Source organism: Bacillus sp. 11B20 (assembly GCF_056098985.1).
The window spans coordinates 881,911-908,105 of record NZ_JBLZWZ010000009.1; the positions used below are offsets into that span (position 1 = coordinate 881,911).

Consider the following 26,195-nt stretch of genomic DNA (forward strand, 5'->3'; position numbering starts at 1 on the left):
AAAAAGAAGCTTCTCCTATTTTGGAGAAGCTCCTTTTTTCTCTTTCCTTAACAATTCAACGAGCAATTCCTTATTTTTATTTCCCCCAGTCATCGGTGACTCGACATAGGAGAATTTTCGTTTGAAATCCATGCCTCTCACAGAAATAACAGCCAATTCACCGCCAATGCTGCCTCGCTGGAGGACATATTTAGATAAAACAGAAAGACCCATTCCGTGGATCACAGCTTCTTTAATGGCTTGATTGCTGCTAAAGGTCACAAAGGTTCGTGCTTTCAGTCCATTTGATTTCAGGACATGCTGTAAATATTCTCCTGTCCCTGATCCCTCTTCTCTCGTGATCCATGTTTCGTTTTGTAATTGATCAATGGTGACATCTTTTTTCTTGGCAAAAGGATGATCTAATGGCGCCACAATATACAGCTCGTCCTCTAGAAAAGTTTCTACAGAAAGTTCTTTGTCATTGGTTTGTCCTTCGATCAAACCGATATCGACATGGAATAAACGGACGTGTCCGGCGATCGCCTCTGTATTATCAATGACCACCTCAATATCAACATGCGGATAGAGCTGATGAAACTCCGCCAATATTTGCGGCAGCACATACTCACCAATTGTGAAGCTCGCCCCGATGGTCAGCTTTCCTCTTGCCAAATGATGATGCTCATAAATGTCCTGCTTCGCCTGTTCATAGAGACGAATGATTTGTTTTGATCGATGGTACAGCATATCCCCAGTTGGTGTAACGGTTAATTGCTTTGGCGAACGATTCAGCAGAACGGTCTGGAATTCCTGCTCCAAGTTCTTTATATGAAGACTGACACTCGGCTGAGAAATCCGCAGCTTTTGGGCTGCTTTTGTAAAGTTCTTCTCCTCCACCACTGTTACAAATGTCTTCAGTGCATCGTAATACATCGGTCCCTCTCCTATCAGAAATCTTAATCCAACACCTTACATATATATATCTTACTAATTCCTTTCCAGCACGTAAAGAACCGCCTAAACGAAAACAATTTAATAAAAATATTTACTAATTTTTTTAAAGACTCTATACTAAGAGGAGATATTTTCTATAGGAGGTGCTGATTTGGCAGCTAAAATAAAGGACATTGCAGAAAAAGCAGGCTTATCCATTGCAACGGTATCTCGCGTACTGAACCAAGATCCCAACCTATCTGTCACCGATCAAACACGCGAAAAAGTATATGCCGCCGCAGAAGCTTTGTCCTACCAAAAGAAGACATTCAAACATTCATTAAAAAAAATCGCCTTTCTCTATTGGATGACCGAAAAGGAAGAGCTTGAAGATATTTATTTTAAATCCATTCGACTCGGCATTGAGGAACTCACCAATACTCGGAGCTTAAATGTCACCGCTTACAATCCTTCTGATGGGCTTCATTCCATTGATCCTGCTACAGAAGGGATCATCGCCATCGGCCGATTTAAAACGTCAGAGCTTGACCAATTATATGCTGTCACTCCGCACATTGTCTTTATTGATACGACACCGGATGAAGATCGTTTTGATTCTGTAAAGCCGAACCTGAAACGAATTGTTGAAAAGATCGTCGATTCTTTTATTGAAAAAGAACACTCATCCATTGGATTCATTGGCGGCACAGATCTTGACCTCAATACGAATGTGCACATTCCAGATATTCGTGAAACGACTTTCCGTGAATACATGCTTGCCCGCCATATGTTTGATGAGCGATTGGTCTATATCGGCCACCATTTCTCAGTCGATGAAGGCTATGCGCTCATGATGAAGGCGATTGATGAGCTCGGTGATGATCTGCCCACCGCTTTTTGTGTCGCTAGTGACCCTCTTGCCATCGGCTGCTTACAAGCATTAAATGAGCGCGGATTTTCTCTGCCGAATCGCGTCAGCGTTTTTAGTATCAACGATATTCATGTATCTCAATATGTGTCGCCGCCGCTCACCACGTATCATATCCATACGTCATTACTTTGTGAGACAGCGATCGATTTACTTTTAGAAAGACTTGTGGACGGCAGAACATTGCCTAAAACTGTTCTGATTGCCTCAGAGCCTGTTTTTCGAAAAAGCACCATATAATCAACTGGAAGCCCCTCCTAATGTGGAGGGCTTCTTTTCTCTCTATATGAGTAAAAAATTTTACTTAATAAATTTAATAAAATATGTTTACTTTTTTTACTTAAGTTGATATTCTCACATTAAGAAAGCGTTTTCTTATCATCTGTGAAAAAAGAACGAGAGGGGATTACCAATGAAAAAGGGAAAATGGGCGACATTATCAGCAGTCGTTGGTACTGCTGTGCTTCTACTTTCAGCATGCGGGCCAGGAGACGACAATTCAAGCGGAAGTCAGCCAGCATCTACAGGTACAAAGACCTTGCTAGTATGGGAGGATGTCAAAAAGTCTGATGGGATTCAAGACGCTGTAAAAGAATTCGAAAAACAAAACGATGTGAAAATCAAAGTGGTCGAAAAAGCGTATGCTGACCAAATCGAAGCTCTCCGCCTTGATGGAGCAGCCGGGACAGGCCCAGACGTCATCACAATGCCTCACGATCAAATTGGATCAGCTGTCACTGAGGGGCTGTTACAGGAAATCAAGCCTGATCAAAAAGTAATCGATTCCTTTACAGACGAATCCATTCAATCACAAACGGTAGACGGCAAGCTGTATGGCCTTCCGAAATCCGTTGAAACGACTGTGCTTTTCTATAACAAAGACCTTGTCAAAAAGGCACCAACTACACTTGATGACTGGTATGACCTTTCGAAAAAGCTGACAAAAGACGGGAAATACGGTTTTGTTGCGAAATGGGATGAAATTTACTATGCACAAAGTGTGTTAGGCGGATCAGGGGGCTATATTTTCAAACAGAAAAGCGATGGCTCCTATGATGTGAATGATATTGGCCTGAACAACAATGGCGCCATCGAAGGCGGAAAATACATTCAAAAATTCTTTAGCGAAGGACTTTTCCCGAAAGGTATCATTGGTGAACAAGGAATCAATGTCCTCAACTCCTTATTCACAGAGAAAAAGGCGGCAGCTGTCATTTCTGGTCCATGGTCATTTGGTCCATATAAAGAAGCTGGAATTGACTATGGCGTAACAGAGCTGCCAACACTCCCTAATGGAAAGCATATGAGCTCATTCTTAGGTGTAAAGAGCTACAACGTCTCCTCTTATTCTAAAAATAAAGACCTTGCTGAGAAATTTGTTGAGTTTATCACGAATGAAAAAAATTCGAAGAAGCGATTTGAAGTAACAGAGGAAATTCCACCAGTGAAAAAGCTGATGAAGGATCCAATTATTACTGAAAACGTCAATGCGGATGCTGTTTCAAAACAAACGAAATATGCCACGCTGACACCGAATACCCCTGAAATGGCAGAGGTGTGGAAGCCGATTGACAGCGCATTAGGCCTCATTGCAACCGGACGAACAGATGTGAAAAAGGCATTTGATGATGCGGTCAATCAAATCGACTCTCAAATCAAAGCAAATCACTCCAAATAATTATCAAACACGGGTAGCCTTTAAGTCTATCAAGCTGCCCGTATTTGATCTAATTTCATATGAAGTAGGTGTTAGACGTGACGGGTAACCTTGAACTAGACCGCACACACATAGTGGAATCAAAGACACACCGGAGACGGGCGCTAATGTTCTCCCTTATACCCGGGATGGGGCAGATATACAATAAACAGTACGGCAAAGGGGCACTTTTTTTCCTATTCGGCGTCTCTTTTATCATCGTATTTTATGATTTATTTAATATTGGCTTCTGGGGGCTGTTCACACTAGGTACGATGCTGCCTCGTGACAACTCTGTTTTTCTTTTGGCAAAAGGGATTATTGCACTGTTAACAGCTGGTTTTGGTATCGGCTTTTACGTACTCATGATGCGTGACGCTTTTATAAACGGAAAAAAACGTGATCAAGGGGTTCCGCTTCATTCCATCCGAGCTCAATATCATCAGCTTATCGACCAAGGCTTTCCTTACTTAATGAGCACTCCTGCTTTCTTTTTACTTCTATTCTCTGTTGTCTTTCCTATTATGTTCAGCTTTGCGCTGGCTTTTACGAACTACGATCTATACCACTCGCCTCCTGCCAATCTGATTGATTGGGTAGGGATCAAGAACTTTCAAAATATCTTTTCAATTGATATTTGGAGAGACACTTTCATTGATGTACTTGGCTGGACCGTCGTATGGACGTTGGCTGCGTCGACCCTTCAATGTGCCATTGGCATCTTTCTAGCGGTTCTGCTCAACCAGAAGGATTTAAAGGGAAAACGTTTTTTTAGAACGATTTTGATTCTTCCTTGGGCTGTTCCAGGTTTTGTGACCATTTTGGTGTTTGCCGGACTGTTCAACGATACATTTGGAGCCATTAACAACACACTTTTTGCATCGATTGGGATTGATCCAAAACCATGGCTAACAGATCCATTTTGGAGCAAAATCGCCCTCATCGCGATGCAGACTTGGCTTGGATTCCCTTTTGTTTTCATTATGACAACCGGTGTTTTGCAGGCGATTCCAGAAGATCTATACGAAGCTGCGACCATTGATGGGGCAAACTTCTTTCAGAAATTCCGGTCCATCACGTTACCGCTTGTCCTTTATTCCATTGCACCTATATTAATCACGCAATATACGTTTAACTTTAACAACTTTAATATCATCTACTTATTTAATGGCGGAGGACCGCCTGTGGCTGGCTCAACTGCTGGGGGAACGGACATCTTGGTTTCTTGGATTTACAAACTCACGATGCAGTCTTCTCAATATGCACTTGCTGCCGCAGTCACGATCTTACTTTCAATCTTTGTCATCGCCATTGCACTCTGGCAGTTTAAGAGAACGAATTCATTCAAAGAGGAGGATATGATGTGATATGGGATCAAAACAAAACAAGCTCATTCGCCTGAGCATCACTTATTTTATCCTTTTCATTGCCTCCATTTGTATTCTATATCCACTGCTTTGGACGATCGGTGCTTCTTTTAACCCTGGGAACAGCCTGATGAGTACCAGTATGTTTCCGAAGAATCCAACGTTCAGCCATTTCACCGAGCTGTTCTTCGGTCAGGGAGCACTTTATGCAAAATGGTATTGGAACTCAATGAAGATCAGTATTGCCACTATGGTTTTAACGCTGATTCTTGTTAGTTTTACAGGCTATGCCTTTTCCAGATTCCGCTTCAAAGGACGGAAAAATGGGCTGATGCTCTTTTTGCTGCTGCAAATGATTCCTCAATTTTCAGCGCTGATTGCGATTTTTGTTCTTGCTCAAATGCTTGGACTCATTAATAGCCACCTTGCCCTGATTTTGATTTATGCAGGTGGACAAATTCCGATGAATACGTATTTAATGAAAGGCTATCTTGATGCGATTCCGAAGGATCTCGATGAATCAGCCAGAATGGATGGCGCAGGGCATTTCCGGATTTTCATCCAAATTATTATGCCGCTCGCTAAGCCCATCTTAGCCGTTGTCGCAATCAACTCATTTACAGGTCCACTGGGTGATTTCATCATTTCCAGTGTTATTGTCCGCTCACCCGAAATGTATACGCTCCCAATCGGTCTGTACAATCTTGTGTCAGATAAAATGGGTGCCAGCTACACGACCTTTGCAGCCGGGGCTTTACTCATTGCGATTCCAGTCGCTTTATTGTTCCTTGTTTTACAAAAACAATTTGTGTCCGGTCTCACACAAGGCGGGACAAAAGGATAAGGGGAGATTTGATGAAAAAATGGTTGCTTGTCACTGTTGCCTTTTTCTTTCTGATAGGGTTAGGTGTTTTGCCTGAAGCTAAGGCAGATGCGATTTCTGTTCAGCCGATCAATGGATTGCAAGGTGATTTCATCAAAGGAGCCGATATCTCTATGCTTGCAGAAGTAGAGAAAAGCGGTGGCAGATACTACAACCAGAACGGACAGCAGGTTGATCCGCTCAAGCTATTAAAGGATAAAGGCGTCAACTATGTGCGTATCAGACTGTGGAACCATCCATATGACAATCAAGGCCGTGCTTATAACGGCGGGACAAATGATCTCAATACAGCCATCGCTTTATCGAAACGTGCAAAAGCACAAAATATGAAAGTGCTGCTTGATTTTCACTACAGTGATTTCTGGACGGATCCTGGTAAACAATTCAAACCGAAAGCGTGGGCGTCCCTCTCACAAAGTGATTTAGAAAAAGCAGTCGGCACTTACACAGGCGATGTGCTCAAAGCGATGAGAGCGCAAAATGCCTTGCCGAATATGGTTCAGGTCGGGAATGAGTTGAACTCAGGTATGCTGTGGCCAAACGGAAAAAGCTGGGGTGAAGGCGGTGGTGAATTTGACCGGCTCGCTGCTTTGCTAAAGGCTGGCACAAATGCCGTCCGCTCTGTCGATTCAAACATCAAAATCATGCTTCACCTTGCACATGGCGGAGACAATGGTGCATCCCGCTGGTGGTTTGATGAAATCACAAAACGAGGCGTCTCATTCGATACAATCGGTTTATCTTATTACCCGTATTGGGACGGCGGCTTTAGCGGTCTTACGTCCAATATGAATGATATTAGTGCCCGCTATAACAAAGACGTCATCGTGGTGGAAACTGCTTACGGCTTTACGACAGCAAACGGTGACAACCTAGATAACTCATTTAATCAAGACTCTGTCAACACAGCCGGCTATCCAGCCTCACCTCAAGGCCAGGCATCTTTTATACGAGATCTATCCGAAAAGATTTCAAAAGTAAACAACAACCGCGGAAAAGGATTCTTTTATTGGGAGCCGCTTTGGATTCCAGCGAAAGGTGCTCCGTGGTCTAGTCAATACGGGCTCGCTTATATTCAAACCACCGGTACTGTCGGAAATGCGTGGGAAAATCAAGCGATGTTTGATTTCAACGGAAAAGCACTACCTTCTCTTGATGTATTTAAACAAATGACACCGTAACTAAAAGGATAGGACGTGACAAAATGGGAAAGCGTTACCCACTCGTTCACCCAAATGTGAAAGGCTTTTTGCATGGTGGCGATTACAATCCAGATCAATGGCTCCATATGCCAGAGATCATTGACGAAGATTTTCGATTAATGAAGCTTGCACACTGTCAAACATTCTCCATCAACATATTCGCATGGAGTAAGCTAGAGCCAAAAGAAGGTCAATATGACTTTGCTTGGCTGGATGACATTATGGACCGCTTGGCAGCGCAGGGGGCACACGCCATTCTCGCTACGCCAAGCGGGGCAAGACCTGCTTGGCTGTCGCAAACATATCCAGAAGTATTGCGCGTCGAAGCGAATCGTCAGCGTAACTTACATGGACTGCGCCATAATCATTGCTTCACCTCTCCGGTTTATCGAGAGAAAACGAACACACTCAACCGGCTGCTTGCGGAACGCTACAAGGATCATCCAGCACTGATCATGTGGCACATTTCAAATGAGTACGGCGGCGAGTGTCATTGCGATCTTTGCCAGGAAGCATTTCGAGACTATTTGAAGGACAAATACAATCATGATCTTGAGGCTTTGAATCAAGCATGGTGGACAGGATTTTGGAGCCACACGTATAGTGATTGGTCACAAATCGAGTCTCCCGCACCACACGGGGAGCACATGATTCACGGCATGAATCTGGATTGGAAGCGCTTTGTCACAGCGCAAACGATTAATTTTTATCAAAATGAAATTAAGCCACTGCGGGAATTGACGCCTCATATCCCAGTAACCACGAACTTTATGGGTGATTATCCGCATATGCGTCCATTCCTTGGGCTGGATTATCATCAATTTGCTAAAGAGGTCGATGTGATCTCGTGGGATAGCTATCCTGCTTGGCATAGCGGCAGAGAAACAACTGCCGAATTAGCATCAAACGTCGCCTTTGTACATGATTTGTATCGTTCATTAAAGGACGGACAGCCGTTTCTCGTCATGGAGAGTACGCCGAGCCTTGTGAACTGGCATGAAGTGAACAAGGTCAAACATCAAGGCATGGCACACCTTTCTGCCATGCAGGCCATTGCACACGGATCAGACTCCGTGCTTTATTTCCAGTGGCGGCAAGGCCGAGGCGCCTCTGAAAAATTCCACGGTGCCGTTGTTGATCATTCCGGTCATGAACATACGCGCGTGTTTCAAGAGGTGGCTGATCTAGGAAAACAACTGGAGCAGCTGCAGCCAATTGCGGGCACATCCGTTCAGCCAGAGGTTGCCATCATTTACGATTGGGAAAACCACTGGGCCATTGATGATGCGCAAGGCTTAAATAATACAAACAAACGCTATGTAGAGGCTTGTCAAACTCACTATCGAAGCTTTTGGAAAAAGGGCATTCCTGTTGACATTGTCGGAATGGAAAAGGATTTCTCATCCTATCGTGTGCTTATTGGGCCAATGCTCTACATGATCAAACCAGGCGTTGCAGAAAAAATTGAAGCCTTTGTCAAAGCGGGCGGCATTTTTATTGCGACTTACTGGAGCGGCATGGTCGATGAAAATGATCTCTGTTTCCTCGGCGGTTTCCCTGGTCCTCTCCGCCATGTACTTGGCATTTGGGCAGAGGAAATCAACACATTGATGCCAGATGAACATGTGTTAATGACGACAGGAAATGGACGCACCTATCATGTCGGACAATATTGCGAATCCATACATCCTGAAACGGCCTCTGTGCTAGGGCATTTTGAGAATGGCTGCTACGAAGGACAGCCAGCCCTGACTGTACGTTCATTAGAAAAAGGGAAGGCATACTATATGGCCTCAGAAAATGAACAGGCTTTTTATGATGAGTTTTACGAAGACCTTATCGCAGGCATTGGCATACAGCCCGTCCTATCCACTGCAATTCCAGAAGGAGTCAGTGTACAAAAACGAACAGACGGTACGCAGGACTATGTGTTTTTGATGAATTTTTCAGAAGAGCAGCAGAACATGTCACTAGATTCAGAGGCAAGCTATGAGAATATACTGACTGGCCAGCAAGTGCCTGAGCAGCTTCAACTTGATCCTTACGAGTACGTCATCCTGAAAAAATAATTGAAAGAAGCGTCCATTTATTGGGCGCTTTTTGATTTTAATGAGTATATATACCCATATTTATCGCTGTGAATTTATTAGTTATTTTTTATCTAAATTTTTTTGCAATATTTGATGCCGCATTACGACTGGTCTCTCCATCCTTTTTTACCATTGTATAGGTATGAAAGCGGTTGCTTCATACTCATAAATTTGATAATCTTTTTTTTCAATGCACCTATGGGAGTGCATTGGATGAAAAGAATAGATAAATGTAAACGGTTTATTTGCAGGGGGAGGGGCTTATGTTAACGTTTGTTGGATTGTTGATTATTTTAACGATTGTTGTGCTGCTGATTTGGGGGAAAGCAAGTCCAATTGTCGCCATGGTCATGGTGCCTTTAATAGGGGCACTCATCGCGGGATTTGGGATCAATGACATTCAAACCTTCTTTGAGGAAGGGATTATCAAAGTATTACCGGTGGCGACCATGTTTATCTTCGCCATTTTATTTTTTGGCATTTTGCAAGATACAGGGTTCTTTGAACCTGTAATTAAAGCTTTAATCAAGCTGACAAAAGGAAATGTTGTCACAGTTGCAATGGGAACTGCTTTGATTGGGGTTATCGCACACTTAGACGGAGCAGGGGCTACGACCTTTTTATTAACTGTACCTGCACTGCTTCCGCTTTATAAAAAATTACATATGAGTCCTTATTTACTGCTGTTATTAATCGGGACGAGTGCCGGATTAACCAATATGATTCCATGGGCCGGACCGACTGGACGGGCAGCAAGTGTCCTGAATATGGATCCCTCTGAACTCTGGGTGCCGCTCATTCCAATTCAGCTCATTGGCGTTGTGCTCGTATTAGGGATGGCATTCATTTTAGGAAAAAGGGAAGAAAAACGAATTCGGGTGAAAATTGCTGCAAATGAAATAGCTGCGGTTCAACTAGAAGGCGCAGATTGGGATCGTGCGATTCAGTCTATTAGTGAAACGGGAGACGCCTCTTTAAAGCGTTATCATCTCATTTGGGTCAACCTTATCCTATTTGTATCTGTTGTCGTGCTTCTCGTGTTGAACGTGATTCCTGCTAGTTTTATGTTTATGATTGGCCTGTCACTGGCACTATTGATTAACTTTCCGAATGTGAATCTGCAAATGGAAAGGATTAAGGCACACGCACCTAGTGCGCTGATGATGGCGGCTGTCATTTTCTCCGCAGGGTCATTTTTAGGAATTCTTGAAGGCACGGGGATGCTGAAAGCCATTGCTGTGGACAGTATTCACATTTTACCAGCCTTCTTGCTGCCATTTTTACATATCATTGTTGGGCTGCTTGGGGTGCCTCTGGATATGCTGACAAGTACAGATGCCTATTATTACGCCCTTCTGCCAATTGTTGAATCCATTACATCTGAAGTTGGCGTACCAGGCACTTCTGCGGCATATGCCATGATGATTGGGAACATCATCGGAACCTTTGTCAGCCCGCTTGCTCCCGCTGTTTGGCTCGCTGTAGGTCTTGCAGGGGTTGATATGGGGAAACACATCCGCTACTCTTTCTTTTGGATGTGGGGATTCAGTATTATCCTTCTGTTCGTGGCGATGCTGATTGGCATCATTTAAAAAGAAAGACATGCGCGGATATGCGCATGTCTTTTCTATCATTATGAAGGATATTCACTTGTGTGAATGTCTGTATTCGGCTTTCTAATAAGAGACATTAATCCAATGATAAACAATAGAACCATTGGAACGAATGCAAGGCCAACTGTTCCAATTAAAAGAGTCACAGCAGAAACCAAGAAAAGAATACCTGATAGCACGGCACGACGGTCAGTTTTCAAGAAAATCACACCGACAATCGACAGCACAGCCGCAATTGTGGAAACGACCATGAACTGAGTACCAAATGCATGAACCGAAGCCTGAAGCGTTTCGATCGGCAATGTTTCTCCTTCCTCTTTTAACACTTCATTGATTTCATCATAAAAAGATGGACCTACAGAAAGGATTAATGCCCCAAACCCAACACCAATGGCATTGAGGACAATACTAATAATCCCCATAATTTTTTCACCTTTACGTTTCATCATGTGTAAACCTCCTAAAAAGTTAAATTAACCTGTTTTCACTTCACGCTTTTGGAAGACAATTAAGGCAATGGCTAAGAAAATAGCCCAATAGATGACTAGGACGATTAATGAGAATCCTAGAGACATACCTTCGATAAAAGTAGGTGTGTCCGCGAAATATTGTGCAGGATCGTTGGCAAACAATAAGTATTTCGCCCAATCAAAGAAGAACATCAAAATGCTTGTGATGGATGCTCCAACAATATAAGCTAACACACTAATCGCAATAGAAAGGGCCTCACTTCTAAATACCGTTGAAATGGCAAAAGAAAGTGTTCCTAGTACAACAAACATAGCACAATGTGCCAAATAATATGACACCATATTTGTAAGCTGAGATTGTTCAATGACTTTACCATTTTGATAGGACAAGTACACATAATCATGATTAAGTCCAAAGAAGATCGCACCTAGAATAAATGACAGGATAAATAGGACCGCGATCAGAAATAGAGAGTAAAGTTGAACGGTAAAGTATTTAGATAAAAGAATTTTCATTCTTGATGGTGGACGGATGAGTAATAATTTAATTGTACCATGCTTATATTCAGCCGAGACAATCGTCGCTGCAATGATAATCACAAATACACCGACCAGCTGAAGCAAATCAGCATTGATCTTCACATAAGTCCATGCATTTTTACCGAATTGATCTACAGGAGGTAAATTATGCTTGATTCGATACTCATTGATTGCTATTTCGCTTTCAAGGGATCTCTTATAAAATCCTATATTATCCTCTTTCAATTCTTCCTTGTTTGCTTTATTGATCGCTTGCAGTTCAGTCTTCCAATCACCTGAAGCTTGATCTTTGTCATTTGTTTTCACTGCAAAGATCAGCGTGGCAACCATACCTAATACAAGAAGCCCAACCATAATCCAAGTACCAATACGATAACTGATCTTCATCCACTCGTTTTGAATGAGGCGAATCATACGTCTGCCTCCTTTTTACCTGTTAAGCTTAAGAACTTATCTTCTAAGGTTTGTTTTTCGATTTTGATTTCGTACAAATGAATAGACGCGCTGCTCAAATGACGAATTAATTCTGGCATTTTTTCTTCTAGCATAGAGAAAAATAAGTACTGCTCTTCTTCCCTTACAGTGACGCCTTCCTCAAATGCACCAATGAGCTTCTGTGCTTCTTCAAGCTCACCAGCTGCTACCTTCATTCGATAATTAACCAAATCATCCTGCTTCGTCTCAGCACGCTGATCCTCAATGGCAACTAGCTTTCCTGTTTGGATAATCGCAAAGCGATCACACATCAATTCCATCTCTGACATGAGGTGGCTTGAAACAATAACAGCCAGCCCTTCTTCCTTCGCAAGCCTTCTCAAGTAATCTCGTATCATTCGAATCCCCTCAGGATCAAGCCCATTGGTTGGTTCATCTAAGATTAGCAGTTTCGGTCTATGTATGAGTGCCTGCGCAATGCCCAATCGCTGTTTCATTCCTAATGAAAATGTACTCACACGTTTATGTTTCACATGTTGTAAGCTGACTAGCTCTAACAGCTCATCAATTCGCGCTTCATCCACTTTCCCATTCATTCTGGCAAAGTGAACAAGATTTTGTCTTGCCGTTAAGTGATTATACATTTCTGGGTTTTCAATAATGGCACCGACATCTTGGATGGCATGCTGATAGGAGGTTTGAATACTATGACCATTAATCAGAATGTCACCAGATGTAATGGGAGAAAGACCGACCATCATACGAATGGTTGTTGTTTTCCCTGCACCATTTGGTCCTAAGAAGCCAAAGACTTCGCCCGCTTGGACAGAAAAGCTCAAGTCTTGAACAATCTTTTTCCCGCGAATATGCCTAGATACATTATGCAGTTCTAAAACGTTCGTCACGTTACCTCTCCTTCTTTGTCTAAGTATCATCTATCATTCTATTTCCTGATAAACACCATGATCCGTCAAAAATAGAAATACACTTCCATATGGTACAGCAATGCCCAAAAGTTGTGAAGGGGATTAGCCAAAATTTAGCGAATCATCTGCCTTTTTTAAGGTAGGGTTAAGGTAATGATTTAAAATACTGTTTATAGAATGTGGGATTCAAAATGATGATGCACTTATAGGATCCCCGCTTACTCTCTTAACATAAATATATAATAGAGGCATGCGATAAGATGTAAAGATAAGTCACCCTGCTTTTTTTCAATATTAACTGTTACAGGAGGTATTATTTTATCGTATGTAATTTCAGCTATCGTCTGCTCTGAGTTTTCTAATCTAACACGTTTATTGGAAAAATCTTTCTTTAGATAGTATATAGTTTCATTTATTATTAATTTCATAGTTGGATTTATTTTAATTTTAGTTCTATCTTCTAATAATAACCTTCCTTTATCTTTACATTCTATCACCCAATTTGAACGTAACATTGATTGGAGAGATTTATTTTCAATAGCCTTTACAATCATATTAGAATTCGAATCCATTACTTCAACATTCACATAAAACTCATCAAATATGTGATCAATCAACTTTTCAACTTTGTTTGTATAAAATCTTTTTATAAATCCAATGGTGATTTCTTCTTTATTACTATTGGTATACATTTGGTCGTTTTTTTGATCACAGGCTTCTTAAAATATCCAAACTCCATTTTTATCTCCCATTTATTTTTAGACTCAATTAATTTATGAAATGATAAGCTTAAATTATTCCAATAATATATACGGATATTCCTTTGAATAGTTCCTCATCATTTTAAAAACTGTATAAAAATATAAAACACCTAATTTATTAAGGGATATGTTTCCTTTAACAATTTAGGTGTTTTTTGTACAACTACAACATTCTTATACTTATTTCTTGCTCAGATTTAGCAATTTCTAATAGTATAACTTTTTTTGTTTATATCTTCTTCACAAACTCTGATTTTAATTTCATTGCGCCGAAGCTAGGAATTTTACAATCAATGTTATGATCGCCTTCCACTAAACGAATGCCTTTGACCTTCGTTCCTATTTTCAAAACGGATGAAGAACCTTTTACTTTTAGGTCTTTAATGACAGAGACCGTGTCCCCATCACTTAACAGGTTCCCATTCGCATCTTTGACCACAAGCTGTTCCTCTGCCGCTTGCTCTTGTTCAAGTGACCATTCATGCGCACACTCAGGACAAACCAGCAGACTGCCGTCCTCGTATGTATAAGGTGAGCTGCACGAAGGACAATTCGGTAGATTAGACATTTTTGTTTCCTCCAACTTTCTACATCATTTATATCGATTTTACCACATTTCTCATAGAAGGAATGTGATAGAAAAGGAAACATTTTTCACCTTTTACTTTTTTATTCCAAATTCTAACAAAGCTGCGATATTCCGAGCTGTTCTCTCTACATGAAGATTTGCATCGCGTATCGCCTCAGAAAGAGAGGTAATACCTGGAACAATACTAAAAAGTGCATCAATTCCATGATCATGTACGACTGCACTGTCTTTTGAAAGAGAGCCTGCGATGGCAATCACGGGTAGATTATACTGCTTCGCTGCTTTGGCTACGCCGATTGGCGTTTTTCCATAAATGGTCTGCCGGTCAATTCGGCCTTCTCCCGTAATGACAAGGTCTGCCTCCTTGATGATGTCATCAAAATGAACAGCTTTCAGCACAATATCGATTCCTCTTTGCAAATCGGCTTTTAAAAAGCCTAATAAACTCGCACCAAGTCCTCCAGCCGCTCCTGCCCCTGCTGCATCTTCAAAGGATACATTGAACTGCTTTTCAGCTACTCGTGCAAAATGAGCTAGGTTCTTGTCTAACACTTGAACCATTTCTTCATCTGCTCCCTTTTGAGGGCCGAAAACGGCAGACGCTCCTCTCTCACCTGTTAAAGGATTATCCACATCACAAGCCGCCTCCAGCCGGACGGATTGCAGTCTTGGATCGAGTCCAGATAAATCAATTGAAGCTAATTGATGAAGTGCCCCGCCGCCTGACGTCAGTGCATGTCCTGTTTTATCAAGGAAAGCTGCACCTAATCCTTGCATCATTCCAACACCGCCATCATTTGTTGCACTTCCGCCAAGCCCAATGATCACATGCTTCGCTCCTTTATCCAGCGCTGCAAGTATTAATTCACCAGTTCCTCTCGATGTCGTCCATAACGGATTACGTTTTTCTCGCGGAACAAGGTGTAATCCAGAGGCTGCAGCCATCTCTATGACAGCAGTCTGACTGTCTCCTAACATGCCAAAAAAAGCATCCACAGGCTCACCAAGCGGGCCCGTGACCACTTGATGAACAATGTGCCCGCCCGTCGCATCAACCAACGATTGAACAGTTCCCTCTCCGCCATCTGCCATTGGCAGTTTGATATACTCTGCGTTTAGTAAAATAGAACGAAATCCTCGTTCAATGGCACATGCTGTCTCATAAGCAGACAAACTTTCTTTAAATGAATCTGGTGCGATCACAATTTTCATCCTATCAGCCCCTCATTTCTTATCATGTCCTTTAGCCAAACAGCTGGAAAACGCCAAAAATAATGGTCGATACAACGGTTAACGTCAAACCGATTAACGATTCAAAAGGCATGAGCTTTAAACGCTCTTTAATATCCATTTGAACACTTCCTGCTGTTGCATGGAAAAAGCTCCCGTGCGGCATATGGTCAAGTACTGTTGCGCCAGCATGAATCATGGCTGCCCCTGAAAGAGCAGACACACCAAGCCCAATCAGTGTTCCGCTAAACACACCACTCGCTACCGCCGTGCCAGCTGTTGTCGAAGCAGTAGCGGCTGACATAAATATCCCTGAAGTTGGTGCAAGTAAATATGGAGGTAAACCCGATGCATCAAGTGCCTGAATAAACACATCTTTTAAGGTAGAATTCGATACGATTCCTGCTAACGTACCTGTCCCTAATAACATAATCGCGACACCTGACATTTTATGAAGCCCTGACATCGCATAATCATTGAGAAATTTCCCTTTTTTCATGAAAAGAGCGCCTACAATCCCTCCAATTGGTAAGGCGATCATTGGATCTATATTGATTTGAAAAAGCGGCCTTAAAGCCAACAATAAAATGGTAACGAGCGGACCAGCCAGTGCTTGAAAAAAAGCAGGTATTTGAACTTTACTTTGCCCGGTTTCCTCTTCAAGAACGGGTGTCCCTTTGTTTGCAAGCTTTTTAGCTAATACATATGTAACCGCCAGCCCGAACATAGCTGGAATGACACCCGCAGCCATCATTGAAGTCAGAGGTACACCAAAAGCATCTGAAGCGGCAATGGCATTCGGATTCGGTGACATGATATTTCCTGCCTTCCCGCCTCCAATCATAGCAAGAAGAATTCCCGTTTTTGAGAGCTTTGCGCGTTTGGCAATGGCAAGTGCGATGGGCGCTACCGTAATAACCGCAACATCTACAAAAACGCCCACTGTTGTTAAAATCATCGTTGCAAGTGCGAGTGCTAATAGCGCCCTCGCCTCACCAAGCCTTCTCACGATGGCCTCAGCGATCGATAACGCAGCACCCGACTCAATGAGAACACCAGCCAATACACCTGCCGCCATAATTCTAAGGACAGCTGGAATCATGTCCTTAGCACCTTCCATCATGACGTTGACGGTCTGAACAATATCTACACCGCCAACCAAGCCGCCTATAAATGCACCTGCCAGCATGCCATAAGCAGGTGATACTTTTTTTAGAATGAGAACAATCGCGATCACAAGCGCCGCCAGGGCTCCCAAAGTACTTACCGTTACATCTCCACTCATCCTCAATCCCCCTAAAAATATCTTTCTCCAATTGTAAGCGTTTACCCAAAGGGATTGTGTTGTGAATCTGGATGAACTTTTTTCATCTATCACTCTACTCAATTGTGCATTTGCACAATCAAGATAATTGATTCATTAGCTGCGCCATATAAAGCTCGATTAACTGTTTTACATGACGAGGGTCTTTTCCAGTCAATTCTTGAATTTTGTCTAAACGATAACGCAATGTATTCCGATGAATAAATAAACGATCAACAATGCTCTGCAAATCACCGCCCTCTTCAATGTAAACCCTTAATGTATGGGCGAGCTCTGCTTCTTGTGTCAGCGGCTTGTAAAAGTCAGTCCATCGACTTTTCTTTTCAGCAATTCCCGCAATCATGAATAAGCTTTCCAGCTGATAAGACTCAAAGAAATACATACTTTCTTCCGGATCAAGAGCTTTCCCTAATCTCAGGGCTTCTCTCGCATGCTGAAAAGAAATTGGCAGCTGGCTGATGTCGTCAGCGACAGTCCCTATCCCCACTAGCACTTGGCCTCCTATTGCTCTTTGCATTGTTCTTTGCAGATGACCTGCCATCTGCTTTAATTGATGTTCAGGTATTGAATGACTTAAAAGAATCAATTCATGACAAAAGGTCATACCAAGTAAATCATCCGACTTCTTATCATATTGAATCGCATGCATCAATTTATGAACAGCATCCTCTGAGGATGGAACTGGCTGAAAAACAATAGCCCTTCGGCGCTTGTCTAAATCCATTCCCAGCCAAGCAGCTCGATTTTTCAGCTGATGATCCCCAACATCAGAATATGAAATCAACTGATTGACAATTTCACTTTCTATTCGATGACGCCATTGAACCCGTTCGAGTAGAAAAGATTGCTCTAACACCAGTTCAGCTGCCATCTTCACCAGCTCGGCATGATGCCGAATGTCCTCTGGCTCACCAGTAATCCCAATTACACCAACTACTTGTTCATGAAAGCAAATAGGCAGGTTGATCCCCGGTCTCACTCCTTCTAAGCGCAAGGAGGTCTCATGGTCAATTTCCACACTGTTCCCGCTTGTCAGAACAAGTCGTGCACCATCATGTTTCTGGCCAATCCTGTTTCGTTCACCAGAACCAATAATGACACCATCTGCATTCATTACATTGATGTTTTTATGTAAAATATGCATCGTACGTTCAACCATTTCTTGAGCCAATTCACTGGTTAAAAATTGCATGAGGCATCTCTCCTGAAGGTGTTTTCATTCAATGTATCATAGTGTCTTTGAACAATAAATGCAAAGTGTTTAAAAACCAGCCATTGACAAAGACACCCTAAAAAGTGTTTAATCAAATCAAAGACCGACCGACAGTCTAGTTAAAAGAAAGGATGGCTTTATGAGAACCGTTAAACATCCTGAGGAACGTAAAAATGACATATTAAACGCAGCAGAAGCGCTTTTTTCAACCAAAGGCTATCAGAAAACAACGATTATTGACATATTAAAATCCGTTGGCATTGCAAAAGGCACCTTTTATTACTACTTTGCATCCAAAGAAGAAGTAATGGATGCCATTATTGACAGGATCATCAAAGAAGATATCATCGTGGCAAAGCGTATTGCGGCTGATCCAGACCTTCCAGTCGTTGACAAACTATTTCGTATCATCATGGCGCAATCACCTCAGCAAGGAAGCCATAAACAGGGGATGATCGATCAGTTCCATCAGCCTTCTAATGCAGAAATGCATCAAAAAAGCTTAATCAAAGCCATTAAAGAACTATCACCAGTGTTGGCAGATGTCATTCAGCAAGGTGTAGAGGAAGGGACATTCAAAACGAAGTATCCGCAAGAGACGGTTGAATTCCTTCTTGCTTCTGCACAGGTCATATTTGATGAAGGCCTGTTTCAATGGACAGCCGAAGAAAGTATACAACGCGCTTTAGCTTTTATCGATATACTCGAATCCTCATTGCATGCAGATAAGGGGAGCTTTTCCTTCCTGCTGAAGCGATTATCTGGTGAGCAGGATGAAAATAATCAGTGATTGGTCACTTCAATACCAATCCTGCATACATTATAGACTGACGGTCGGTCTAAAAGGAGAGTGATATTTATGACTGTATTATTCAAAAGAGATTCATCTCACTTTATCTACCTCGTTCTCGGACAGATTATTTCCGTTTTCGGATCTTCTCTCATTCGATTTGTTCTATCTTTACATGTGCTTGATATGACACAACGAGTTGATTTATTTGCCTTACTTTTCGCTTTATCCAATATCCCGTTCCTTCTCTCCCCATTAGCTGGTGCAATCGCTGACCGGTTTAACAGAAGGAACTTGATGATTTTATTTGACGTCCTCGCCGGCATCATGATTCTGGCTTTTTATTTCTGGTTACTATCTGGAAATGATTCACTCTACATGATCGGAGCTGTTATGATACTTCTTGGTGTGATGAGTACGTTTTATGCACCTACTGTGATGTCCAGCATTCCACAGCTAGTGAAAGAAGAGCAATTAGAACAAGCGAACGGCATCGTCAATGGCGTTCAGGCACTTTCAGGTGTTCTCGCACCTGTTATCGGTGGTGTTCTATACGGAATGATTGGAAGTCAATTCATTATAGGTGCCAGTGCCATCATATTTTTCCTATCTGCGTGCATGCTCTTACGATTAAAAATACCCTTCTCCTCTAGTCCGCTGACAGATTCTATGGGCAAAGTGCTCATAAAAGATATGAAACAAGGATTTTCTTATATCGGCAGCCAGCCGTTTCTAAAAAGAACCATGCTGCTTGCTGCAATGTTAAATTTCATCCTTACACCATTTTTTATCGTAGGTGGCCCAATCATTTTAAGGGTTACAATGAAAACAAGTGACATCATGTATGGAGTAGGAATGGGCTTGATTGAGTTCGCTGTCATCGCAGGTGCTCTGCTAGTTGGACTTGTAGCGAAGCATTGGCGCATTCCTACTTTATATCGCTGGATGCTTGTCATCGCTATCATCCTGCTGCCTGTGGCGTTCTCAACATCGACTATGGCTCTACAATTTGGCACTTATCCAGCTTATTTCCTCTTTTTAGCAGGATGTCTTCCAATTGCTATGCTGCTTACAATGATCTCGGTCGTTGTGATATCACATATTCAAAAGAAAACACCAAATCACCAATTAGGAAAAGTGATGGCCAACCTAACAATGGTTTCTCAATGTGCTGTCCCGCTTGGTCAAATGATGTATGGGTTCTTGTTCAATACGTTTTCAGCCAACATGTATGTGACTGTGTTAATCGTCAGTGTTTTCATGTTTGCCCTAGCCTACCTAACAAAAAATATGCTGCAACATGAAGGGGAATCAGCCTCATGAGATTCGCCTTTATAAAGAAAGACTTAACCCGCCACCGTCTTATTTCAATTGGTTTAACTATTTGCATCATGATGACTTCATTTCTCGCAGCAAGTGCCGCTCAAATGACAGTACAGCTGAATGGGTCCATTTCTGGCCTGCTCCATTCTGCTAAAGCGCCAGACTTTGTCCAAATGCATGACGGCGACCTAAATGAAAAAGACATTGAAGCATTTTCAAGTAAGCAGTCCATGGTAAAAGCTCATCAAATCGTCCCTATGATACCAATTGAACATGCAAACATCAGGTTCGGACATGAGCCTGCCAAAGCAGGTGTGATGGATCATTTATTTGTGAAGCAAAATCGCAATTTTGATTTTCTTTTAAATCAACAAAACGAGAAGCTCATTGTCAATAAAGGTGAAGTGGCTGTCCCAATTTATTTTCAACAAAAGTATCATCTCAACATAGGTGAAACATTACTGATTGAGAAAGGAGCTAATCAATTCACCTTTCGCATTAAAGCGTTCTTGCGAGATGCACAAATGAACCCCAGTCTAGTCAGTTCAAAAAGATTTCTTCTTCATAACGAGGATTGGGACGCAATAAATCAAGTGTTTCAACAAAAAGAGTACTTAATCGAATTTTTACTGCATGATGCCGCGCAGACAGATGCTTTTCAAGCAATCTATCAATCATCACAGATGCCACAACAAGGCCCAGCTGTCACACTGCCTTTGCTGCGCATGCTGAACGCATTGACAGATGGAATGGTGATTGCCATTCTTTTGCTTGTTTGCCTGCTGCTCATTAGTATAGCCCTTCTCTCACTCCATCTTGCTATGACGGCTTCTATAGAAGAAGATGAACGTGAAATTGGCATACTGAAGGTACTTGGGATTCCTTTAACAAAAATTAAGCAATTATACGTTGGAAAGTATGCCGTGCTTGCTTGTGCAGGATGTATAGCAGGCTATGTGTTAACACTTATATTTGGTGATATGTTTACGGCCAATATTCAGCAATACATGGGGAATCAGCCTTCTTTTGATCATTTGTTAATCCCGCTTTTTGTTTCTATTGTGACAGCAATGATCGTCATCTCTTGCAGCTATGCTGTCCTAAGAAAGTTTGGTCAAATATCAGCTGCTCAAGCCCTTCAAGGTGGTATCCATTCATCGAATCATAAGAAAAAAATACCTATGCACCTCAAGAAAAGCAGGTTCTTACCAATCCATATTTGGCTTGGTTTAAAAGACCTGATATCACGAAAGAAGTTGTACACAACGATTACTTGTATTATTGCACTTTGTACATTTTTAATGCTGATGCCTATTCAGCTATGGCATACCTTACAATCACCGAATTTCATCACCTACCTTGGCTCGGGTAAAAGTGACCTTCGAATTGATATACGCCAAGGAAATCAACTAACGAAAAATACAAACGAAATAGAATCAATGATTCGTGAAGATCGGAGCATTCAAACAGCAGCCATCTATGAGACTGCTTCTCTTCAGGCGAAATCAAAGGAGAATTCATTAGAAACGCTCTATTTAGAAACAGGTGAGCTCTCAGCATTTCCCCTCACCTATTTACAAGGCCGGCAGCCTTTAAAGAATGATGAAATTGCCTTATCCGTGTTAAATGCAGATTCACTTCAGAAAAAGATAGGAGAAAGAATCACTCTCGTAACTAACGGGCATGAAACCCAAAGAACGGTGACAGGTATTTATCAGGACGTCACCAATGGAGGCAAAACAGCAAAAGCAATATCACAGCCATTTCCTCAATCAGCTCTTTGGAAAACCATTCAAATCCAACTAAAACCAGGAGTAAATATTGCAGAGAAAAAGGCGATATTTGAAAAAAAGGTATCTCCTGCAAAAGTGACAGATATGAAAGAATACGTTCATCAAACGATCGGCAGCACAGCAGCTATCGTAAAAGTCGTTGCATTTTTTGCTACATTAGCTGCTTTTGGGACCGCCAGCTTAATGCTGTTCATGTTCTTGCACATGTTAAAAGCTAAAGATTCAAGCCGGAACAACATGTTAAGAACAATTGGGTTTTCTATAACAGATATAACAGCACAATATATAACAAGTTTTATTGTTGTTCTCTCTTTTGGCGCCTTTATTGGAACAATCGCGGTCAATACAATTGGTCCTGCTTTGATGAGTATAGGTGGAGCATCATTAGGGGCGTCGAGCCTCCAGTGGCTGTCATCGCAATGGGTGTCGGTTGTGTATCCACTCATACTATTTATTGTCAATTTAGCTTTGATCGCCTGGTTATTGAAGACGTTTTTTTCTAGCCAAACGACAAGGCATACACTTTAATAAGGAGTTGTTTCACATGGAACACTTGATTGAAACGAAGCGATTGTCATTGCATATCAATTCATTAAAAGGACAGAAACAAACGATTCTTAAGGATATTCATTTATCGATAAAGCGCGGGGAATTCGTGACCATTATGGGACCTTCTGGATGTGGAAAAACATCCTTACTTTATCAGCTTAGCGGCATAGAAACAGCTTCAACAGGAGAGATCAAATATAAAGGCCGAACACTATCAGAAATGACAGAAAAACAGTTAAGTGCTCTGCGCTTAACTGAGATGGGATTTGTCTTTCAGCACAGCCACTTATTAAAAAAACTTAATCTATTTGACAACATCATTGCAGCAGCTTATTTAGCAAAGAAAAAGCCAAGACAAAAAGTGAATGAACGAGCTCAATATTTAATGGAAAAACTTGAAATTGATCATTTGGCAAATAGATATTTGACAGAAGTATCGGGAGGACAGCTTCAAAGAGCCGCTATCTGCCGAGCGCTCATGAATGAACCAGATATACTTTTCGCTGATGAACCTACAGGTGCTCTTAATTCCAGTACAACAAAGGAAGTAATGAATATTTTTTCAAGAATCCACTCTGAAGGAGCAACACTGCTACTTGTTACACATGACCCCAAGGTGGCTCTTCGTTCTGAAAGAATCATGTTTATGAATGACGGAGAAATGGCAGACAGTTTACAATTAGGAAGATATGATCATTCAACTGTCGAGAAACGAGAAATGAGATTAAATCATTGGCTGCAAGATTTAGGTTTTTAATTTGAGTACAAACAGGCAGAAACTGCCTGTTCTACTTTTTCTGGCACTCAAACGAGTAATCCATAGACAAACTATTTGTTTCTAAGATGATTTTGCCGCCAGCTTGTTGACAAGATTCTATCAACAGCTCAATTTCTTTGCTATAAAAGTATCTCTTTGACATATATAGAGTCACTAAAACAAGTAACAGAGTCGTGATAATGACTGTGATTTGTCTGTTTAAGCTTTGAAATCTTTTTTTCATTTCAACATCCTTTCTTAAAGGTCGGAGTTTGTGTTTAATACTTACTTTTGTCGTCATCTATCAGTTTCTTATCTCATGATCTAGCAACATCATACCTGATTTTCTTTCCTAGATCGACCTTCCATTTCCCCTCTTAAATAGCTAAAATTTCTTTATATCAAATATATGAGCGGTATTTTCGTACATTATCTTAAAACCCGTTGTATATAACCCTTTTTTAGATTTCTAAAAAGAGATTTTATTCATTTGTGTTAACAAGCATTCTCCCTTACAATATCGTACATCACATGACCTTAGGTCCTTTTTATTACCCCTTGTCAATCGCCTCACCGAAACGATTATATTTTACCAAAAATTGTGATATCGTTTTTTATGAAACAGGTGAAAGGATCTTAAAGAGGTGAAATTTCCATGGCTATCATTTCTGCTGAACAGGTGGGGAATCGTTTAAATGATTGGAGAATTGCAATTCGCAAGCATGATGTACACAGTGCAAAAGCAATGTATACAGAAGTAAAGGAATTACTTCAAAAAATGGAAGAGAATCAGGAGGTCTTGACCTATTACTCATTGCTAGAAGGCAAGTATAAGCTCATGTTATATGAACGAAGAGGTACGAAACTGAAGGAACAGCTAGAGCCAGATTGCCCCTCTAAAACAAACGACTTAATTGAATACTATTTTTACCTATACAAAGCCCTTTACGCGTCATATAAAAGAGACTATGCATCAGCCATTGGACTGTTTAAAATTGCCGAGAAAAAACTACAACACATTCCTGATGAAATAGAAGTAGCAGAATTCCATACGAAAATTGCCAACTTATATATGCTGCTTCGTCAAAGCCTAATTTCTCTACACTACATTCAGAATGCTATTGATATTTTCAAAAGCCATGAAGGATATGAAAGAAGACTAGCTGCAGCCTTTGTCATCGCCGCTGCTAATTATATGGACATTGGCGACTTTATAAGGGCAGAAAATTACTACAAAAAAGCATTACACATCGCAGACAGTCTAAACGATCATTTTCTAACATCACAGCTTTATCATAATATCAGCATTTTGTATGCCGAAGCTGGCGAATCAAAAAAATGTATCGATGCCCTAGAAAAGGCTCTTAGTGACGAAGACTATTTCTCATCGTGTTACTTCCATCACTCCATGTACATGTTAATGAAGGAGCTACTCTCTATCGATGAAAGGACACAAGCTCTCTATTACTTCGAATTGGTTAACCAAAAACATGAATCAGAGAAATGCCCCATCTATACAGCAAAAATGAATTTGCTTTACCATCTATATTTCACTGAAGATATGGCTCAAAAAGCTCAAGCCTGTTTCGATGAAATCAGCATTCTTAAAAAATTAAAAGATGCTGAAGGAGTCTGTGAATTAAGTGCGTTAGCAGCAAAACACTTTGAAGAGCTGGGAGCAATTCATCAAGCCTATCTCTTTTTAAAGGAAGCTGATAGCATGAAACATCCTATCATTGACTGGGGGAATTCTAATGAAAAAAATGAGTTTATTGATTATCACTTTGACCATCGTTGTTTTAGGACAAACAGGGACTTTCAATTCATTAAATGATGAAAATGGTACAACAGAACGACCTATCGGAACTTAATATAAACATTTGAAATAAAGAACCACTCGCCTCATCAAGGCAAGTGGTTCCACATTTATTTTAGTTGCTGATAAGAAATAAGGCGGTGTATATGTACCGCAAGATAAGTAAGCTCATCATTAGGAATGATGATACTATGCACCTGTTTAATATAATCTTTGATCTTAAAAGCAACATCCATCGCTTGAGGATATAAATGTGCAATTTGTTCAAATAACTCATTTTCCTGATCTGATAATAATTTATCAGCATAAAATCTCTCTACAAAGAATTTCACATGTGTAATGAACCGACTGTAATGAATATTCTCTTGATCCATTTTCATATTCAACGTATAGCGCACAAGATTAACAATACTTCCGATCATCTTGGCGTATTTCATACCATCTTTGGACTCGGACTCTTCACCTAATGCATTAATCAAGTGAAAGGCGATATTGGCAGCTTCTTCTTTTGGTAATTGTATGCCCAATGTGTCATTGACTAACTCAAGTGCGTAGTTCCCTACTTCAAATTCTTCTGTATAGTAATTTTTGATTTCCCAATACACACGATTCGTAATATTAATATTCTTTTTATGACGTTCCACTGCAAAATTCAAATGATCCATTAAGGTAAAATAAACACCTGAATTTAAAGTTGAGTTTAAACGTTTTTCTGCATATTGGACGATTTGCTGAGTTAAATCGATAAACTCCTGAGCCATTGAATCTAACAATTGAAGAAATTCTTTTGCTCTCATGTTATCGACTGACATAAAGACTTGGTCCGCTTTTTTCTCTTCTATCATTTGACCTGGTTTCTGGCCATAGCCAATTCCTCGGCCGAACAAAACCATCTCCTGTTGGTTCTGATCTTCAGCCAGGACCACGCTCGAGTTTAAAACTTTTTTGATTTTAAACATCGTCATCACCTGTTTTCATGATTGTG

General features: G+C 41.1%; 22 protein-coding genes. 12 read left to right on the forward strand and 10 right to left on the reverse strand.

The annotated features are described in order from the left end of the window. Positions 1-15 precede the first annotated feature (15 nt). Positions 16-915, reverse strand: coding sequence for a LysR family transcriptional regulator (locus ACN6NB_RS18760; protein ID WP_144489765.1), 900 nt, complete (start codon positions 913-915; stop codon positions 16-18). A gap of 172 nt (positions 916-1,087) precedes the next feature. On the opposite strand from ACN6NB_RS18760, the gene ACN6NB_RS18765 reads away from it, so the two are divergent. The 7 genes from ACN6NB_RS18765 (at position 1,088) to ACN6NB_RS18795 (ending at position 10,673) form a co-directional block, all read left to right on the forward strand. Continuing rightward, positions 1,088-2,083: a LacI family DNA-binding transcriptional regulator gene (locus tag ACN6NB_RS18765; protein WP_144489763.1), complete on the forward strand. Its 996-nt coding sequence runs from the start codon at positions 1,088-1,090 to the stop codon at positions 2,081-2,083. Between the two features lie 172 nt (positions 2,084-2,255). After that, the gene (locus ACN6NB_RS18770) at positions 2,256-3,521 is read left to right on the forward strand and encodes an extracellular solute-binding protein (protein ID WP_039182694.1); all 1,266 of its coding nucleotides are present in this window, start codon (positions 2,256-2,258) and stop codon (positions 3,519-3,521) included. Positions 3,522-3,667: 146 nt separating this feature from the next. Further along, on the forward strand, positions 3,668-4,906 hold the full coding sequence (locus ACN6NB_RS18775) for a carbohydrate ABC transporter permease (RefSeq protein ID WP_047203725.1): 1,239 nt from the start codon (positions 3,668-3,670) through the stop codon (positions 4,904-4,906). A 1-nt stretch (position 4,907) separates the two neighbouring features. Beyond that, positions 4,908-5,750, forward strand: a complete 843-nt coding sequence (locus ACN6NB_RS18780) for a sugar ABC transporter permease (protein WP_041087477.1) — start codon at positions 4,908-4,910, stop codon at positions 5,748-5,750. An 11-nt stretch (positions 5,751-5,761) separates the two neighbouring features. Further along, on the forward strand, positions 5,762-6,970 hold the full coding sequence (locus ACN6NB_RS18785) for a glycoside hydrolase family 53 protein (protein ID WP_039182699.1): 1,209 nt from the start codon (positions 5,762-5,764) through the stop codon (positions 6,968-6,970). Between the two features lie 23 nt (positions 6,971-6,993). Next, a complete protein-coding gene (locus ACN6NB_RS18790; RefSeq protein ID WP_144516187.1) occupies positions 6,994-9,060 on the forward strand; it encodes a beta-galactosidase in 2,067 nt (688 codons plus the stop codon). A 284-nt stretch (positions 9,061-9,344) separates the two neighbouring features. Further along, on the forward strand, positions 9,345-10,673 hold the full coding sequence (locus ACN6NB_RS18795; protein WP_058838401.1) for a CitMHS family transporter: 1,329 nt from the start codon (positions 9,345-9,347) through the stop codon (positions 10,671-10,673). A gap of 41 nt (positions 10,674-10,714) precedes the next feature. Here ACN6NB_RS18795 and ACN6NB_RS18800 read toward each other — a convergent pair whose 3' ends face one another. The 8 genes from ACN6NB_RS18800 to ACN6NB_RS18835 form a co-directional block, all read right to left on the reverse strand. Continuing rightward, positions 10,715-11,143 carry a DUF4064 domain-containing protein gene (locus tag ACN6NB_RS18800; protein ID WP_474253534.1) on the reverse strand — a complete coding sequence of 143 codons (429 nt, stop codon included), beginning with the start codon at positions 11,141-11,143 and terminating at the stop codon, positions 10,715-10,717. 24 nt (positions 11,144-11,167) lie between these two features. Continuing rightward, positions 11,168-12,118, reverse strand: coding sequence for an ABC transporter permease subunit (locus ACN6NB_RS18805; RefSeq protein ID WP_058838400.1), 951 nt, complete (start codon positions 12,116-12,118; stop codon positions 11,168-11,170). After that, positions 12,115-13,044, reverse strand: a complete 930-nt coding sequence (locus tag ACN6NB_RS18810; protein WP_126682534.1) for an ABC transporter ATP-binding protein — start codon at positions 13,042-13,044, stop codon at positions 12,115-12,117. The genes ACN6NB_RS18805 and ACN6NB_RS18810 overlap by 4 nt, the downstream gene beginning before the upstream one ends. A gap of 239 nt (positions 13,045-13,283) precedes the next feature. Next, a complete protein-coding gene (locus ACN6NB_RS18815) occupies positions 13,284-13,757 on the reverse strand; it encodes a tubby C-terminal domain-like protein (protein ID WP_474253535.1) in 474 nt (157 codons plus the stop codon). 298 nt (positions 13,758-14,055) lie between these two features. After that, positions 14,056-14,394, reverse strand: a complete 339-nt coding sequence (locus tag ACN6NB_RS18820) for a zinc ribbon domain-containing protein YjdM (RefSeq protein WP_024423969.1) — start codon at positions 14,392-14,394, stop codon at positions 14,056-14,058. Between the two features lie 93 nt (positions 14,395-14,487). Then, a complete protein-coding gene (locus tag ACN6NB_RS18825; protein ID WP_058838398.1) occupies positions 14,488-15,627 on the reverse strand; it encodes a glycerate kinase in 1,140 nt (379 codons plus the stop codon). A 31-nt stretch (positions 15,628-15,658) separates the two neighbouring features. Then, positions 15,659-16,930, reverse strand: a complete 1,272-nt coding sequence (locus ACN6NB_RS18830) for a GntP family permease (protein WP_144489755.1) — start codon at positions 16,928-16,930, stop codon at positions 15,659-15,661. Between the two features lie 118 nt (positions 16,931-17,048). Beyond that, the gene (locus ACN6NB_RS18835) at positions 17,049-18,161 is read right to left on the reverse strand and encodes a CdaR family transcriptional regulator (RefSeq protein WP_039182716.1); all 1,113 of its coding nucleotides are present in this window, start codon (positions 18,159-18,161) and stop codon (positions 17,049-17,051) included. Positions 18,162-18,321: 160 nt separating this feature from the next. On the opposite strand from ACN6NB_RS18835, the gene ACN6NB_RS18840 reads away from it, so the two are divergent. From ACN6NB_RS18840 to ACN6NB_RS18860, 5 genes are all read left to right on the forward strand, one after another. Then, the gene (locus ACN6NB_RS18840; RefSeq protein WP_144516177.1) at positions 18,322-18,972 is read left to right on the forward strand and encodes a TetR/AcrR family transcriptional regulator; all 651 of its coding nucleotides are present in this window, start codon (positions 18,322-18,324) and stop codon (positions 18,970-18,972) included. 69 nt (positions 18,973-19,041) lie between these two features. Continuing rightward, positions 19,042-20,295 (forward strand): MFS transporter, encoded by a 1,254-nt coding sequence (locus tag ACN6NB_RS18845; protein ID WP_144516175.1) that lies wholly within the window; start codon positions 19,042-19,044, stop codon positions 20,293-20,295. Then, positions 20,292-22,616, forward strand: coding sequence for an FtsX-like permease family protein (locus ACN6NB_RS18850; protein WP_144489751.1), 2,325 nt, complete (start codon positions 20,292-20,294; stop codon positions 22,614-22,616). The genes ACN6NB_RS18845 and ACN6NB_RS18850 overlap by 4 nt, the downstream gene beginning before the upstream one ends. Positions 22,617-22,632: 16 nt before the next feature. Beyond that, entirely contained in the window at positions 22,633-23,394 is a 762-nt protein-coding gene (locus ACN6NB_RS18855) for an ABC transporter ATP-binding protein (protein ID WP_039182724.1), read from the forward strand. A gap of 655 nt (positions 23,395-24,049) precedes the next feature. Next, positions 24,050-25,228 carry a response regulator aspartate phosphatase gene (locus tag ACN6NB_RS18860; RefSeq protein ID WP_474253536.1) on the forward strand — a complete coding sequence of 393 codons (1,179 nt, stop codon included), beginning with the start codon at positions 24,050-24,052 and terminating at the stop codon, positions 25,226-25,228. Between the two features lie 92 nt (positions 25,229-25,320). Here the strand turns inward: ACN6NB_RS18860 and ACN6NB_RS18865 are convergent, their stop codons facing one another. Continuing rightward, the gene (locus ACN6NB_RS18865; RefSeq protein WP_039182729.1) at positions 25,321-26,169 is read right to left on the reverse strand and encodes a PRD domain-containing protein; all 849 of its coding nucleotides are present in this window, start codon (positions 26,167-26,169) and stop codon (positions 25,321-25,323) included. Between the last annotated feature and the right edge of the window lie 26 nt (positions 26,170-26,195).

Bases quoted from the DNA above. Each gene is read 5' to 3' on its own strand.
- ACN6NB_RS18760 (WP_144489765.1), bottom strand. From the start codon at position 915: ATGTATTACGATGCACTGAAGACATTTGTAACAGTGGTGGAGGAGAAG.
- ACN6NB_RS18770 (WP_039182694.1), top strand. From the start codon at position 2,256: ATGAAAAAGGGAAAATGGGCGACATTATCAGCAGTCGTTGGTACTGCT.
- ACN6NB_RS18775 (WP_047203725.1), top strand. From the start codon at position 3,668: ATGTTCTCCCTTATACCCGGGATGGGGCAGATATACAATAAACAGTAC.
- ACN6NB_RS18780 (WP_041087477.1), top strand. From the start codon at position 4,908: ATGGGATCAAAACAAAACAAGCTCATTCGCCTGAGCATCACTTATTTT.
- ACN6NB_RS18785 (WP_039182699.1), top strand. From the start codon at position 5,762: ATGAAAAAATGGTTGCTTGTCACTGTTGCCTTTTTCTTTCTGATAGGG.
- ACN6NB_RS18790 (WP_144516187.1), top strand. From the start codon at position 6,994: ATGGGAAAGCGTTACCCACTCGTTCACCCAAATGTGAAAGGCTTTTTG.
- ACN6NB_RS18795 (WP_058838401.1), top strand. From the start codon at position 9,345: ATGTTAACGTTTGTTGGATTGTTGATTATTTTAACGATTGTTGTGCTG.
- ACN6NB_RS18800 (WP_474253534.1), bottom strand. From the start codon at position 11,143: ATGATGAAACGTAAAGGTGAAAAAATTATGGGGATTATTAGTATTGTC.
- ACN6NB_RS18805 (WP_058838400.1), bottom strand. From the start codon at position 12,118: ATGATTCGCCTCATTCAAAACGAGTGGATGAAGATCAGTTATCGTATT.
- ACN6NB_RS18815 (WP_474253535.1), bottom strand. From the start codon at position 13,757: ATGTATACCAATAGTAATAAAGAAGAAATCACCATTGGATTTATAAAA.
- ACN6NB_RS18820 (WP_024423969.1), bottom strand. From the start codon at position 14,394: ATGTCTAATCTACCGAATTGTCCTTCGTGCAGCTCACCTTATACATAC.
- ACN6NB_RS18825 (WP_058838398.1), bottom strand. From the start codon at position 15,627: ATGAAAATTGTGATCGCACCAGATTCATTTAAAGAAAGTTTGTCTGCT.
- ACN6NB_RS18830 (WP_144489755.1), bottom strand. From the start codon at position 16,930: ATGAGTGGAGATGTAACGGTAAGTACTTTGGGAGCCCTGGCGGCGCTT.
- ACN6NB_RS18835 (WP_039182716.1), bottom strand. From the start codon at position 18,161: ATGCAATTTTTAACCAGTGAATTGGCTCAAGAAATGGTTGAACGTACG.
- ACN6NB_RS18840 (WP_144516177.1), top strand. From the start codon at position 18,322: ATGAGAACCGTTAAACATCCTGAGGAACGTAAAAATGACATATTAAAC.
- ACN6NB_RS18845 (WP_144516175.1), top strand. From the start codon at position 19,042: ATGACTGTATTATTCAAAAGAGATTCATCTCACTTTATCTACCTCGTT.
- ACN6NB_RS18850 (WP_144489751.1), top strand. From the start codon at position 20,292: ATGAGATTCGCCTTTATAAAGAAAGACTTAACCCGCCACCGTCTTATT.
- ACN6NB_RS18855 (WP_039182724.1), top strand. From the start codon at position 22,633: ATGGAACACTTGATTGAAACGAAGCGATTGTCATTGCATATCAATTCA.
- ACN6NB_RS18860 (WP_474253536.1), top strand. From the start codon at position 24,050: ATGGCTATCATTTCTGCTGAACAGGTGGGGAATCGTTTAAATGATTGG.
- ACN6NB_RS18865 (WP_039182729.1), bottom strand. From the start codon at position 26,169: ATGTTTAAAATCAAAAAAGTTTTAAACTCGAGCGTGGTCCTGGCTGAA.